Genomic DNA, 11,301 nt, shown 5'->3' with positions numbered 1-11,301 from the left:
TTCGGTTGGGTGCGGTTGGGTGCTCTGGTCGGCCCGGTGTGGGGTGGCCGCGGTTGGGTGTTGCTCTTGTCGTGCGTCGGCTGGCGGGTCTGTCGCGTAGTGCGGGTGTGGGCGGATGGCTGGGGGTGGGTGGTCGGAAGCGTTCTCTCCACCTCGGCTGGCCGTGGTGGAGGGTCGCTTGCGGAAAGCGCCAGCCGGTGGGTCTGTCGCGCGGTGCGGGGGTGGCCGAGTTGCCGGGTGTGGGGGTGTTCGGGCGGGTGAGGGGTTCTCGTCGGTCCGGTGTGGTTGGTGGGGAGTGTTCTCCAGGCTGGTGCAGCCAGCCGGTTGAGTTGATGCGGGGGCGGGCGTGACACCGGGTGAGCGGTTGCTCGCGGAGCGCACTTGGCAGCGGCCCGCGTGGACGGTCGGTGAGCTGGTGGCGGCCAAGGCGGGGCGGACGGTGAGTGTCGTGTTGCCCGCGTTGGACGAAGAGGCCAGCGTTGGCGCTGTGGTGGCGTCTGTGCGGCCCCTGCTCGGCTCCCTGGTGGACGAACTGGTCGTCATCGACTCCGGGTCGACCGACGCGACGGCCGCGCGCGCCGCCGAGGCCGGGGCGCGCGTGGTGCACCGCGACGCGGTGCTGCCCGACCTGCCGCCGTGGCCGGGCAAGGGGGAGGTGCTGTGGCGGTCGTTGGCCGCGACCAGCGGTGATCTGCTGGTGTTCCTCGACTCCGACCTGGTCGACCCCGATCCGGCCTACGTCCCCGCGCTGCTCGGGCCGCTGCTGACCGTCGGTGGCACGCACCTGGTCAAGGGCTTCTACCGGCGCCCGCTGCGGTTGGAGAGCACCGGCGGCGGCCGGGTGACCGAGCTGCTGGCCCGCCCGGTGCTCTGCGCGCTGCGCCCCGAGCTGGGCGCGGTCGTGCAGCCGCTCGGCGGTGAGTACGGCGGTACCAGGCAGTTCCTGGGGTCGGTGCCGTTCGCGGCCGGGTACGGGGTGGAGATCGGGCTGCTGCTCGACGCGCACGCCCGCTTCGGGCTCGACGGGATCGCGCAGGTCAACCTGGGCGTGCGCAAGCACCGCAACCGCTCGCTGGCCCAGTTGGGCGCGATGGCCCGGCAGATCCTCGGCACCGCCCTGGACCGCTGCGGCGTGCCCGACAGCGGGGCCGCGCTGACCCAGTTCACCCAGGTCGGCGACGAGTGGCTACCGGACCCGGTCCCCGTCCTGGTCGCCGACCGGCCGCCCATGGCCCAGGTCGTCGGACAGCGGTAGCGACAGCTCGACCTCGCACTGGGCCCGGTAGACCGGGTTGAGGTCGGTGCGGCCGGTGGGGGCGAAGCCCAGGCGGGCGTAGAAGCGTGCCGCCCGGTCGTTCCACCCGCCGACCCAGGCGGTGACCGCGGCGTGCCCCGAGGCGCGGGCGTGCTCGACGACGCCGCCCACCAGCTCCGCCGCCAGCGGTCCGCCGCGGTGGCGGGCGGCGACCCACACCGACACCAGCTCCAACCCGGCCGGGTCGGGCGCCCCGCCCGCGACGCCGACGGGCTCGCCGTCCTCGGTGGCCAGGAAGAACGCCACCTCGCCCAGCCACGCGCGCCACTGCGCCTCGGTCATCGAGTGCTGGCGCTCCAAGGTGGACGCGAACGCGCGCGGGACGTCGGTGAGGGCCGCGACGCGCACCGCGCGCAGCAGCGGCCAGTCGTCCTCGGTGGCTCGGTCGATGCGGGGCACCCGGTCATCGTCGGCGCGCGCCGGTGGAGTCGGCAACCGGGTTTCCGGCGGGCGTGACACGATCGTCGCGTGACGACCGCACTGATCTACCTCGTCGTGATGGTGCTCGTGGCGGGCGTGGTGTTCCTGCTGGCCTCGGTCGTGTTCGGCCGTGGCGAGGAGCTTCCGCCGCTGGCCCCAGGCGCCTCGCCGACGCGCCTGCCCGCCCAGGACATCAGCGGGGACGACCTGCGCGGCGTCCGGTTCCAGCTCGTGCTGCGCGGCTACAAGATGTCCGAGGTCGACTGGGTGCTGCGCAGGCTGGGCGACGAGGTCGACGGGCTGCGCGCGCGGGTGGCCGAGCTCGAGGGGACCAACGAGGTGAAGGAGGTGGCCGAGAGTGATCGAGGTTACTGAGCGGGTCGGCGTCGAGGCGCCGGTCGACGTGGTGTGGGAAGCGCTGACGGACTGGGCCCGGCAGGGCGAGTGGATGCTGGGCACCTCGGTGTCGGTCGTCGAGGGCGACGGCCGGGGCGTGGGGTCGCGGCTGTCGGCGTTCACCGGGCTGTTCGGGGTCGTCGGGTTCACCGACCCCATGCGGATCACCACCTGGGAGCAGCCGCACCGGGTCGAGGTCGAGCACACCGGCAAGGTCGTGCGCGGCACCGGCCTGTTCCAGATCCAGCCCAAGTCGGCGGGCGCGTCGGTGTTCGTCTGGCACGAGCGCCTCGACCTGCCGCTGGGCGCGGTGGGGCGGCTGGGCTGGACGGTCGTGGGACCGGGGTTCCGGGTGGGGGTCCGGCACTCGCTGCGGCGGTTCGCGCGGTTCGCGGAGGGCTACAGGTAGATGGGGGCAGCACAGCGGCGGCGGTGCGCCTGGGGCGACTCGACACCGGATTACGCCGCGTACCACGACGACGAGTGGGGCGTCGCGCTGCACGGGCGGGACGCGCTGTTCGAGCGCGTCAGCCTGGAGGCGTTCCAGTCCGGTCTGTCCTGGATCACGATTCTGCGCAAGCGGGAGAACTTCCGGGCCGCGTTCGCCCGCTTCGTCCCGGACGAGGTGGCCCAGTTCGGCGAAGCCGACGTCGACCGGCTGCTCGGGGACGCGGGCATCGTGCGCAACCGGGCCAAGGTCCTCGCCACCATCACCAACGCCAAGGCCGTCCTGGCGATGGACGACGACCTCGACGAGCTGCTGTGGTCGTTCGCGCCCGCCAGGCACCGGCGGCCCAGGACGATGGCCGAGGTGCCCGCCAGCACCGACGAGTCCAAGGCGATGGCGAAGGCGCTCAAGAAGCGCGGGTTCGCCTTCGTCGGCCCCACGACCTGCTACGCGCTGATGCAGGCCACCGGCATAGTCGACGACCACGTCGTGGGGTGCTGGCGGGCGGGCTGACCCGCTACCTGCCCTCGAACCTCGGCTCGCGCTTGGCCACGAACGCCTCGACGGCCTCGCGGTGGTCGGCCGTGCCGCCCGCGTGCGCCTGCGTCCTGCCCTCCGCGGCCAGGCCGTCGCCCAGCGTGCCGCCCGCCGAGGCCAGCATGGCCTCCTTGATCATCGCGTACGCCGTGGTGGGGCCCGCCGCCATCCGCGCGGCGATCGCCCGCGCGGCGGGCAGCACCTCGGCGGCGGGCAGGACCTGCCCGACCATGCCGATGCGCAGCGCCTCCTCGGCGGCGACCGGCTTGGCCAGCAGCATCATCTCCATGGCCCGGCCGTAGCCGATCAGCCTGGGCAGCGTCCACGCCGCGCCGGAGTCCGCGGTCAGTCCGACGTTGGCGAAGGCCATCAGGAACTTGGCCGAGTCGGCGGCGATGCGCAGGTCGCAGGCGTAGGCGAGCGACGCGCCCGCCCCCGCGGCCATCCCGTTGACCGCGGCGATGACCGGCTTGGGCATGCCGGTGATCGCCTCGACGATCGGGTTGTAGTGCCGCTCGACCGTCGAGAGCGGGGCCGGGTCGTCGGCGCGCAGCAGGGCGACGTGCTCCTTGAGGTCCTGTCCCGCGCAGAACGCCTTGCCCGCCCCGGTCAGCACGACCGCGCGCACCGCCGCGTCCGCGCCCGCCGCGGTCAGCGCGGCCAGCAGCGCCTCCTTCAACTCGACGGTCAGCGAGTTGAACGAGTCGGGGCGGTTCAGCGTCAGCGTGCGCACGCCGTCGGCGTCTTCGGCGATGAGGACCGGGGCGGTCATGGGGTTCCCTTCACACGGTGGACCTGGGGCGCGCGCAGGCGCGGGAGTGGCGCCCCACGGGGTGTGACAGGGCTGGACAGGGGCGCGCGGTGGCCGAGTCTGGCAGTTCCGCGACGTCCCGCGCCACCCACCGCGAGTCATCGTGGCCGGTCACTCGACACGCGATGATCGGTTCGATTTCACCCGCCGCGACCGGATGGGGGAGAATGTGCGGCGACCCGGTCCGCGCGCACGCGCGAGCGGCCCCGGGTGGCAGGCTATGACGGAGGGAGCACGCTATGGCGGCCATGAAGCCCCGGACCGGTGACGGTCCCCTCGAAGTGACGAAGGAGGGCCGGGGCATCGTGATGCGCGTCCCGCTCGAGGGCGGTGGTCGTCTCGTCGTCGAGATGACCCCAGAGGAGGCGGACAACCTCGGCGACGCGCTGAAGACCGCCTCGGGCTAGGCCGTGTCTCGAAAGCCCATGTCCGCGATAGCCGCGCCGGGGCGGCCCCTGACGGCACGGGGCGAAGGCACCGGTACAACCCCGGTACCGGCACCCCGCACCGCCAGGAACCACCCCGATCACGACTCTCATCGAACGGGCTTGCGAAACACGACCTAGGCCGGACCAGCCGCCGCCGCTTCGCCGCACCCGCAGTCCCCACCCGCCCCCGGAGGAACCTTGTCCACGCCGGTGCCGACCCTGCCGACCGCGCTGCCTGCCGTGGAGGTGGTCGCCGCCGCCGGGTCGGGGCTCGCGACCGTCGTCCTGAGCCGGGCCGCCGACGAGGGCCCGCCACTGCTGGGGCCGGGCGGGGGCGACCTCACCGCGGCCTGGGCGGACTCGGTCGCGCTGACCGGCGCCGCCGGTGAGACCCAGCCCGGACCGGACGGGGCGGCGGCGAGCTGGGTGCTCGGCATCGGCGGGGGCGGCGGGGCGGACTGGCGGGCGGCGGGCGCCGCGCTGGCCGGGGTGCTGCGGGCCAGGCAGGCCGACGGCGACGGCGGTGCCGGTGCGGCCCCGGTGCGGGGGGTCGTGCTGGAACTGCCGCCGGACGCAGGCCCGGTCGAGGTCGCGGCGTTCACCCGCGGCGTGTCGCTGGGCGGGTACCGGTACGTGGTCACCGCGGAGCAGGACCCGCCTCGGCTGCGCGCGGTCCGGCTGGTCGTGCCCGACGCCGAGCGCAGGGCCGCGCTGGCCCCCGCGGTCGCCAAGGCGTCGGCGCTGGCCGCGGCCACCGCGTTCGCCAGGGACCTGGCCAACACCCCGTCCAACGTCAAGGACCCGGCCTGGCTGGCCCGCACCGCGGCCAGGGTGGTCGGCAAGGTGGCCGGGCTCGACGTCGCGGTCCACGACGAGAAGTGGCTGGCCGCGCAGCGCTTCGGCGGCGTGCTCGCCGTCGGCGGCGGCTCGGCGAGCCCGCCCCGGCTGATCCACCTGCGCTGGGCGCCCGAGGGCGCGACCGGCCCGCACCTGGTGCTGGTCGGCAAGGGCATCACCTTCGACACCGGCGGCATCTCGATCAAGCCCGCCGACGGCATGCACCTCATGCGCACCGACATGTCCGGCGGGGCGGCGGTCATCGCCGCGATGGTCGCCGTGGCCCGGCTCGGGCTGCCGGTGCGGGTCAGCGCGCTGGTGCCGTGCGCGGAGAACCACGTCTCCGGCTCGGCCTACCGGCCGGGCGACGTCGTGCGGCACTACGGCGGGCGCACCACCGAGGTCAAGAACACCGACGCCGAGGGCCGGATGGTCCTGGCCGACGCGCTGGCCTACGCCGCCGCCGACCTCGGCGCCGACGTGCTCGTCGACGTGGCCACCCTGACCGGGGCGATGAAGGTCGCGCTCGGCCTGCGCACCGGCGGCCTGTTCGCCACCGACGACGACCTCGCCGCGCGGCTGAGCACCGCGGGCGAGCGGGTCGACGAGGCGTGGTGGCGGATGCCGCTGCTGGTCGACGACCTCGCCGACGACGTGGTCAGCGACATCGCCGACGTGCGCCAGGGCCCGCCGGGGCCGGGCGGCATCACCGCGGCGCTGTTCCTGCGCGAGTTCACCGACGGCCTGCCGTGGGCGCACCTGGACATCGCGGGCCCGGCGCGCGCCGAGCGCGGCTACGACGACGTGGTGCCCGGGGCGACCGGGTTCGCGGCGAGGACCCTGGTGGAGTTCGTCGAGTCGTACTCGGCCTGATCACCGAAGACCCGGTCGAAGACCGCGTACTTGGCCAGGAACACCGGCAACCCGCTGACGACGTAGGTCGCGTTCAGGACCACCGTGCGCAGCACCCTGTCGTCGATCAGCGGCGCCACGGCCCAGTCGGCCAGCCCGGTCAGCGCCACCGTGATCACCCCGCCGACCGTCGTGGCCACGAGGTAGCCAGTGAGCTGCCCGGTCAGCTTCGGCAGCCCCCGCTGCCCCCAAGCCCACCACCGCACCAGGACGAAGTGCGGCACCGCCCCGGCGGTGAAGGCCGCCAGCGTGGCGACGACGGCGTCCTGCTCCCCGACCGCGTACACCCCGACCAGCACCAACTGCGACACCCCGGTCGCCAGCAGCGACGCCGCGGTGTACCGCGAGAACGCCGGTTTGCCCAGGTGGACGTGCATGTCCCCACGCTATGTCCGGGAGGCTGATTGAACTCTCAGCTATCGCGGGACGCGCGCGCCGCCTCGTAGACGGCGATGGTCTGCTCGGCGACCGACCCCCACGAGAACTCCCGCACGGCCCGCTCCCGGCCCGCCGCGCCCATCGCCGCCGCCCGCCGCGGGTCGGCCAGCACGGCGTTGACCGCGTCGGCCAGGCCGGAGCGGAAGGCCGACGTGTCCGCCTCGTCGTAGTGCACCAGCAGCCCGGTCTCCCCGTCCACCACGACCTCGGGGATGCCGCCCACGTCGGAGGCCACGACGGCGGTCGCGCACGCCATCGCCTCCAGGTTCACGATCCCCAGCGGCTCGTACACCGACGGGCACACGAACACCGCCGCCCGGCTCAGCAACTGCCGCACCTCGGCGGGCGCGAGCATCTTCTGGATCCAGACCACGCCCGGCCGCGCGGCCGCCAGCTCCGCCACCGCGACCCGGGTCTCCTCGGCGATCTCCGGGGTGTCCGGGGCGCCCGCGCACAGCACGACCTGCGCGTCCGGGTCGATGTGGTGCGCGGCGGCGACCAGGTGGCCCACGCCCTTCTGCCGGGTGATCCGGCCGACGAACAGCACGATCGGCCGGTCCGGGTCGACGCCGTGCGCGCGCAGGGCGTCGACGTCGGTGACCGGGCGGTACGCGGTGGAGTCGATGCCGTTGCGCACCACGTGCACCTTGGCCGGGTCCAGCCCCGGGTAGCAGTCCAGGACGTCGGCGCGCATCCCCGCGCTCACCGCGATGATCGCGTCGGCGGCGGCGTAGGCGGTCTCCTCCACCCACGACGACAGCCGGTACCCGCCGCCGAGCTGCTCGGCCTTCCACGGCCTGCGCGGCTCCAGCGAGTGCGCCGTCACCACGTGCGGCACCCCGTGCAGCACCTGCGACAGGTGCCCGGCGTGGTTGGCGTACCAGGTGTGCGAGTGCACCAGGTCGACGTGCCCGACCGCCGCGGTCATCGACAGGTCCGCCGACAGCGTCCGCAGCGCGGCGTTCGCCTCCGACAGGCCGGGCGCCGGGTTGTGCGCCGTGGCGCCGTCGCGGGCCGCGCCGAAGCAGTGCACCTCGACTTCCAGCAGCTCCCTGAGCCTCGGCACGAGGAACTCCACGTGAACGCCCGCCCCGCCGTAGACCTCCGGCGGGTATTCCCGCGTCAGCAATCCAATCCGCACGCGCACACCCTAGGTCGTGTTTCGGGAGTCCGTTCGATGAGAGTCGTGATCGGGGAGGTTCGGTGGCGGTGCGGGGTGGAGGTGTTGTACCGGTGCCTCCGGCGACCCAGGCGCAAACCGTGTCCCAGGACGGATGGCATGGTGTGGGCGGGGTCGGTTAGGGTCACCCCGTGACGGGCCAGCCGCGGGTACTCGGGATCGTTCTGGCAGGCGGCGAGGGCAAGCGGCTCTGGCCGCTCACGGCCGACCGCGCGAAGCCCGCGGTGCCCTTCGCCGGGAACTACCGGCTCGTCGACTTCGTGCTCTCGAACCTCGTCAACGCCGGGTTCCACAAGCTGTGCGTGCTGACGCAGTACAAGTCGCACTCGCTCGACCGCCACATCTCCACCACCTGGCGGCTGTCGAACATCCTCGGCCAGTACGTCACCCCGGTCCCGGCCCAGCAGCGGCTCGGCCCGCGCTGGTACACCGGCAGCGCGGACGCGATCTTCCAGTCCCTCAACCTCGTGCACGACGAGAGCCCGGACTACATCGCCGTCTTCGGCGCCGACCACGTCTACCGCATGGACCCGGCGCAGATGCTGCGGCGCCACGTCGAGACCGGGGCGGGCGTCACCGTCGCGGGCATCCGCGTCCCGCGCGCCGAGGCGCGCGCCTTCGGCTGCATCGACTCCGCCGCCGACGGCCGGATCACCCGCTTCCTGGAGAAGCCCGCCGACCCGCCCTCGGTGCCCGACGACCCCGACGTCACCTTCGCCTCGATGGGCAACTACCTGTTCTCGACCGGGGCGCTGCTCGACGCGCTGCGCGAGGACGCGGCCAACCAGGACTCCGTGCACGACATGGGCGGCGACATCATCCCGATGCTCGTCGACAAGGGCGACGCCTGGGTCTACGACTTCGCCGACAACGACGTCCCCGGCGAGACCGACCGCGACCGCGGCTACTGGCGCGACGTCGGCACCCTGGACGCCTACTACGACGCCCACATGGACCTGGTCTCGGTCCACCCGGTGTTCAACCTCTACAACCAGCGGTGGCCCATCCGCACCGCGCCCCCGCCCCTGCCCCCGGCCAAGTTCGTCAACGCGGGCACCGCCACGGAGTCGATCGTCGGCCCCGGCACCATCGTCTCCGGCGCCCGCGTCACCGACTCCGTCATCAGCTCCGACGTCGTGATCGAGGACGGCGCCGTCGTCGAGGGCAGCGTCCTGCTACCGGGCGTGCGGGTGGGCAGGGGCGCGGTGGTCCGCAAGGCCATCCTGGACAAGAACGTCACCGTCGCGAACGGCACCCACCTCGGCGTCGACCTGGAGTCCGACCGGGCCCGCTACACCGTCAGCGGCAGTGGAGTCGTAGTCCTGGGCAAGGGCACCCGCGCCGACTAGAGCCCCACCGCCGGCCACCCCCGCCCCCTGCTCTTGAGGCAGCACGCCCACCCAACGAGCTCTTCACCCAAATCCTCCGGCTTTGAAAGCTCACACCTTCGCCGCCACCAACATCCCCTCACCCATCGGCAGCAATAACGGCACCAGCCGATCGTCCTCCCGCACGGCCCGGATCGCCTCCCGCACCCCCTGCGTGTCCGGATCGCGCCGCGCAGGCGCCGCCACCCGCCCCTCCCACAGCACGTTGTCGAACGCCATCACCCCACCCGGCCGCAACAGCCGCACCCCCTGCTCATAACACTGCGGGTACTCCGGCTTGGACCCGTCGACGAACAGTAGGTCATACCCGCCGTCGGTCAGCCGAGGCAGCACGTCCAGCGCCCGCCCCATGATCAACCGGGTCCGGCTCGGCGCCACCCCCGCCGCCGCGAAGGTGCGCTTGGCCAGCCCCTGGTGCTCCGGCTCGACGTCGATCGAGGTCAGGACGCCGTCCGGGGCCATGCCGCGCAGCAGGTACAACCCGCTGACGCCGAGGCCGGTGCCGACCTCGACGACGGCCTTGGCGCGCAGGACGCTGGCCAGGAAGCGCAGCACCGCCCCGCTGCTCGGGCTGACCGGCGCCGAGCCCAGCCTGCGCGCGGTCGCGCGCGCGGCGACGAGCGCGTCGTCTTCGGCCAGGAAGCCGCCGACGTACTCGCTCAGGTCCGCCGGGTCTGCGGCGGGCGATTCCGGTCCCACGGGGACGCAGGTTAGCGCCGTGGGCCCTCGGATCGGGTGAACCCGACCGGAAGGTCACAGCGTGGACGTTTTCTCAGCTTGGTCTCAGCAGGTTCTCACCCGGGCCACATCGGGGTACCCCACCATGGTGCACACGGGCAGGACGCGGGAGTGGGGGAACACGATGAGCCGCACGAGCGTTGCACACGACAGGACCAGCACACAGGAGGACCTCATCCCCACGCAGACCGCCGACGCGCAGACCGTCCAGATCGAGGAGGCCGCTTGGACGCCGCCTTCTTGGGACGAGGTTGTCCGCGAGCACGGCGACCGCGTCTACCGCCTCGCCTACCGGCTCACCGGCAACGCCCACGACGCCGAGGACCTGACCCAGGAGACCTTCATCCGGGTCTTCCGGTCGCTGGCGTCCTACAAGCCCGGCACGTTCGAGGGCTGGCTGCACCGGATCACCACGAACCTGTTCCTCGACATGGCCCGCCGCCGCTCGCGGCTGCGCATGGAGGCCCTGCCCGAGGACACCGACCGGCTCGCGGGCGACGACCCGAGCCCGGAGCAGGTCTACGGCGAGACGCACCTGGACCCGGACCTGCAGGCCGCGCTGGACGAGCTGCCGCCGGAGTTCCGCGCCGCCGTCGTGCTCTGCGACGTCGAGGGGCTGTCCTACGAGGAGATCGGCGCCACCCTCGGGGTGAAGCTGGGTACTGTTCGCAGCAGGATCCACCGGGGCAGGCAGGCCCTGCGCGCGTCGCTGGAGCGGCGCCGTGCGCTCGCTCAGGAGGCAGCGGTATGACGTTCGAGAGCTGGGGGCTGTCCGACCAGCACCTCATGCCCGACGCCGTCGTGGCGTTCGTCGACGGGGAGCTCGGCCGGGCGCCGCACGACCGCGTGACCGCGCACCTGGCCAGGTGCCCGTGGTGCGCGGCCGAGGTGAGCGCCCAGCGGCAGGCCCGCTCGGAGGTCCGCGCCGCCGACGCCCCGACCATGTCACCCGGCCTGCTGGCCGCGCTGCGGGCCATCCCGCAGGAGGTCGACCTGCCCTCGACCCCGGACAACCTCGCTGTCACCGCCGACGGCCAGCTCGTGGCCGTGCAGCGGCCCGAGGCCTTCGGCGCGGGCAAGCTGGCCTTCGGCGCCGCGGCGCCGCTGGGCTCGGGCCCGAAGCTGGGCGAGGGCAAGTCCGTGCTCGGCGGCCGCCGGACCGGCCGCCGCGCCGCCCAGGGCGCCGGGGTGGTGGTGTCCGGGCTGGTGCTCGGCGCGCTCGCCCTGGTCAACACGGGTCCGGCGCCGGTGTCCGAGCAGCAGCAGCCGCGCCCGGCCCAGGAGGACTTCGAGCCGGTGGGCTTCACCGGTGGCGCGACGTCCACCTCCCCGTCGAGCCCGCTGCCCGTGCCCAGCACACCGGTCCCGGTGCCGGTCACCGCCCTGGTCCGCTAAGACTTCCCCCCTGGCGCCACCCCCGGTCCGCAACGGCCGGGGGTGGTTGTTTTTCGCA

At 73.6% G+C, this 11,301-nt stretch carries 14 protein-coding genes; 9 read left to right on the top strand and 5 right to left on the bottom strand.

Features of this window, described 5'->3' with window-relative positions; translation table 11 throughout:
* Positions 1–346 precede the first annotated feature (346 nt).
* On the top strand, positions 347–1,255 hold the full coding sequence (locus tag GCL84_RS03395) for a glucosyl-3-phosphoglycerate synthase (protein ID WP_235925964.1): 909 nt from the start codon (positions 347–349) through the stop codon (positions 1,253–1,255).
* On the opposite strand, the gene GCL84_RS03390 is transcribed toward GCL84_RS03395, so the two are convergent.
* Positions 1,187–1,714, bottom strand: coding sequence for a GNAT family N-acetyltransferase (locus GCL84_RS03390; RefSeq protein WP_156753855.1), 528 nt, complete (start codon positions 1,712–1,714; stop codon positions 1,187–1,189). The genes GCL84_RS03395 and GCL84_RS03390 overlap by 69 nt on opposite strands.
* Positions 1,715–1,783: 69 nt before the next feature.
* On the opposite strand from GCL84_RS03390, the gene GCL84_RS03385 reads away from it, so the two are divergent.
* Genes GCL84_RS03385 through GCL84_RS03375 form a run of 3 tightly spaced genes read left to right on the top strand, consistent with a single transcriptional unit; the run spans position 1,784 to position 3,092 of the window.
* On the top strand, positions 1,784–2,110 hold the full coding sequence (locus GCL84_RS03385) for a DivIVA domain-containing protein (protein WP_156753854.1): 327 nt from the start codon (positions 1,784–1,786) through the stop codon (positions 2,108–2,110).
* Positions 2,094–2,540 carry an SRPBCC family protein gene (locus tag GCL84_RS03380; protein ID WP_156753853.1) on the top strand — a complete coding sequence of 149 codons (447 nt, stop codon included), beginning with the start codon at positions 2,094–2,096 and terminating at the stop codon, positions 2,538–2,540. The genes GCL84_RS03385 and GCL84_RS03380 overlap by 17 nt, the downstream gene beginning before the upstream one ends.
* A complete protein-coding gene (locus tag GCL84_RS03375) occupies positions 2,541–3,092 on the top strand; it encodes a DNA-3-methyladenine glycosylase I (protein WP_156753852.1) in 552 nt (183 codons plus the stop codon).
* 4 nt (positions 3,093–3,096) lie between these two features.
* Here the strand turns inward: GCL84_RS03375 and GCL84_RS03370 are convergent, their stop codons facing one another.
* Positions 3,097–3,888, bottom strand: a complete 792-nt coding sequence (locus GCL84_RS03370) for an enoyl-CoA hydratase-related protein (RefSeq protein WP_156753851.1) — start codon at positions 3,886–3,888, stop codon at positions 3,097–3,099.
* A gap of 278 nt (positions 3,889–4,166) precedes the next feature.
* Between GCL84_RS03370 and GCL84_RS03365 the strand changes: the two genes are divergently transcribed.
* Complete coding sequence (locus tag GCL84_RS03365; protein ID WP_156753850.1) at positions 4,167–4,334, top strand: DUF3117 domain-containing protein; 168 nt, start codon at positions 4,167–4,169, stop codon at positions 4,332–4,334.
* 219 nt (positions 4,335–4,553) lie between these two features.
* The gene (locus GCL84_RS03360) at positions 4,554–6,065 is read left to right on the top strand and encodes a leucyl aminopeptidase family protein (RefSeq protein WP_156753849.1); all 1,512 of its coding nucleotides are present in this window, start codon (positions 4,554–4,556) and stop codon (positions 6,063–6,065) included.
* Here GCL84_RS03360 and GCL84_RS03355 read toward each other — a convergent pair.
* Positions 5,987–6,481 carry a GtrA family protein gene (locus tag GCL84_RS03355; protein WP_156753848.1) on the bottom strand — a complete coding sequence of 165 codons (495 nt, stop codon included), beginning with the start codon at positions 6,479–6,481 and terminating at the stop codon, positions 5,987–5,989. The two genes, GCL84_RS03360 and GCL84_RS03355, sit on opposite strands and share 79 nt — an antisense overlap.
* A gap of 35 nt (positions 6,482–6,516) precedes the next feature.
* Entirely contained in the window at positions 6,517–7,683 is a 1,167-nt protein-coding gene (gene glgA / locus GCL84_RS03350) for a glycogen synthase (protein ID WP_156753847.1), read from the bottom strand.
* Between the two features lie 170 nt (positions 7,684–7,853).
* On the opposite strand from glgA, the gene glgC reads away from it, so the two are divergent.
* Positions 7,854–9,071, top strand: a complete 1,218-nt coding sequence (gene glgC / locus GCL84_RS03345; RefSeq protein WP_156753846.1) for a glucose-1-phosphate adenylyltransferase — start codon at positions 7,854–7,856, stop codon at positions 9,069–9,071.
* A 90-nt stretch (positions 9,072–9,161) separates the two neighbouring features.
* Here the strand turns inward: glgC and GCL84_RS03340 are convergent, their stop codons facing one another.
* The gene (locus tag GCL84_RS03340; protein WP_156753845.1) at positions 9,162–9,809 is read right to left on the bottom strand and encodes an O-methyltransferase; all 648 of its coding nucleotides are present in this window, start codon (positions 9,807–9,809) and stop codon (positions 9,162–9,164) included.
* A gap of 163 nt (positions 9,810–9,972) precedes the next feature.
* Here GCL84_RS03340 and sigE point away from each other — a divergent pair, with 163 nt between their 5' ends.
* Complete coding sequence (gene sigE / locus GCL84_RS03335) at positions 9,973–10,599, top strand: RNA polymerase sigma factor SigE (RefSeq protein WP_156753844.1); 627 nt, start codon at positions 9,973–9,975, stop codon at positions 10,597–10,599.
* Positions 10,596–11,243, top strand: coding sequence for an anti-sigma factor family protein (locus GCL84_RS03330; RefSeq protein WP_156753843.1), 648 nt, complete (start codon positions 10,596–10,598; stop codon positions 11,241–11,243). The genes sigE and GCL84_RS03330 overlap by 4 nt, the downstream gene beginning before the upstream one ends.
* Positions 11,244–11,301 lie beyond the last annotated feature (58 nt).

It is taken from the genome of Actinokineospora pegani (assembly GCF_009745975.1).
In the GTDB taxonomy this organism is placed as follows: domain Bacteria; phylum Actinomycetota; class Actinomycetes; order Mycobacteriales; family Pseudonocardiaceae; genus Actinokineospora; species Actinokineospora pegani.
This window is presented reverse-complemented; position numbering and strand designations above follow the sequence as displayed.

Coding starts and splice junctions, on each gene's coding strand:
- GCL84_RS03330 (WP_156753843.1), top strand. CDS start 10,596: ATGACGTTCGAGAGCTGGGGGCTGTCCGACCAGCACCTCATGCCCGAC.
- GCL84_RS03375 (WP_156753852.1), top strand. CDS start 2,541: ATGGGGGCAGCACAGCGGCGGCGGTGCGCCTGGGGCGACTCGACACCG.
- GCL84_RS03370 (WP_156753851.1), bottom strand. CDS start 3,888: ATGACCGCCCCGGTCCTCATCGCCGAAGACGCCGACGGCGTGCGCACG.
- GCL84_RS03365 (WP_156753850.1), top strand. CDS start 4,167: ATGGCGGCCATGAAGCCCCGGACCGGTGACGGTCCCCTCGAAGTGACG.
- GCL84_RS03355 (WP_156753848.1), bottom strand. CDS start 6,481: ATGCACGTCCACCTGGGCAAACCGGCGTTCTCGCGGTACACCGCGGCG.
- sigE (WP_156753844.1), top strand. CDS start 9,973: ATGAGCCGCACGAGCGTTGCACACGACAGGACCAGCACACAGGAGGAC.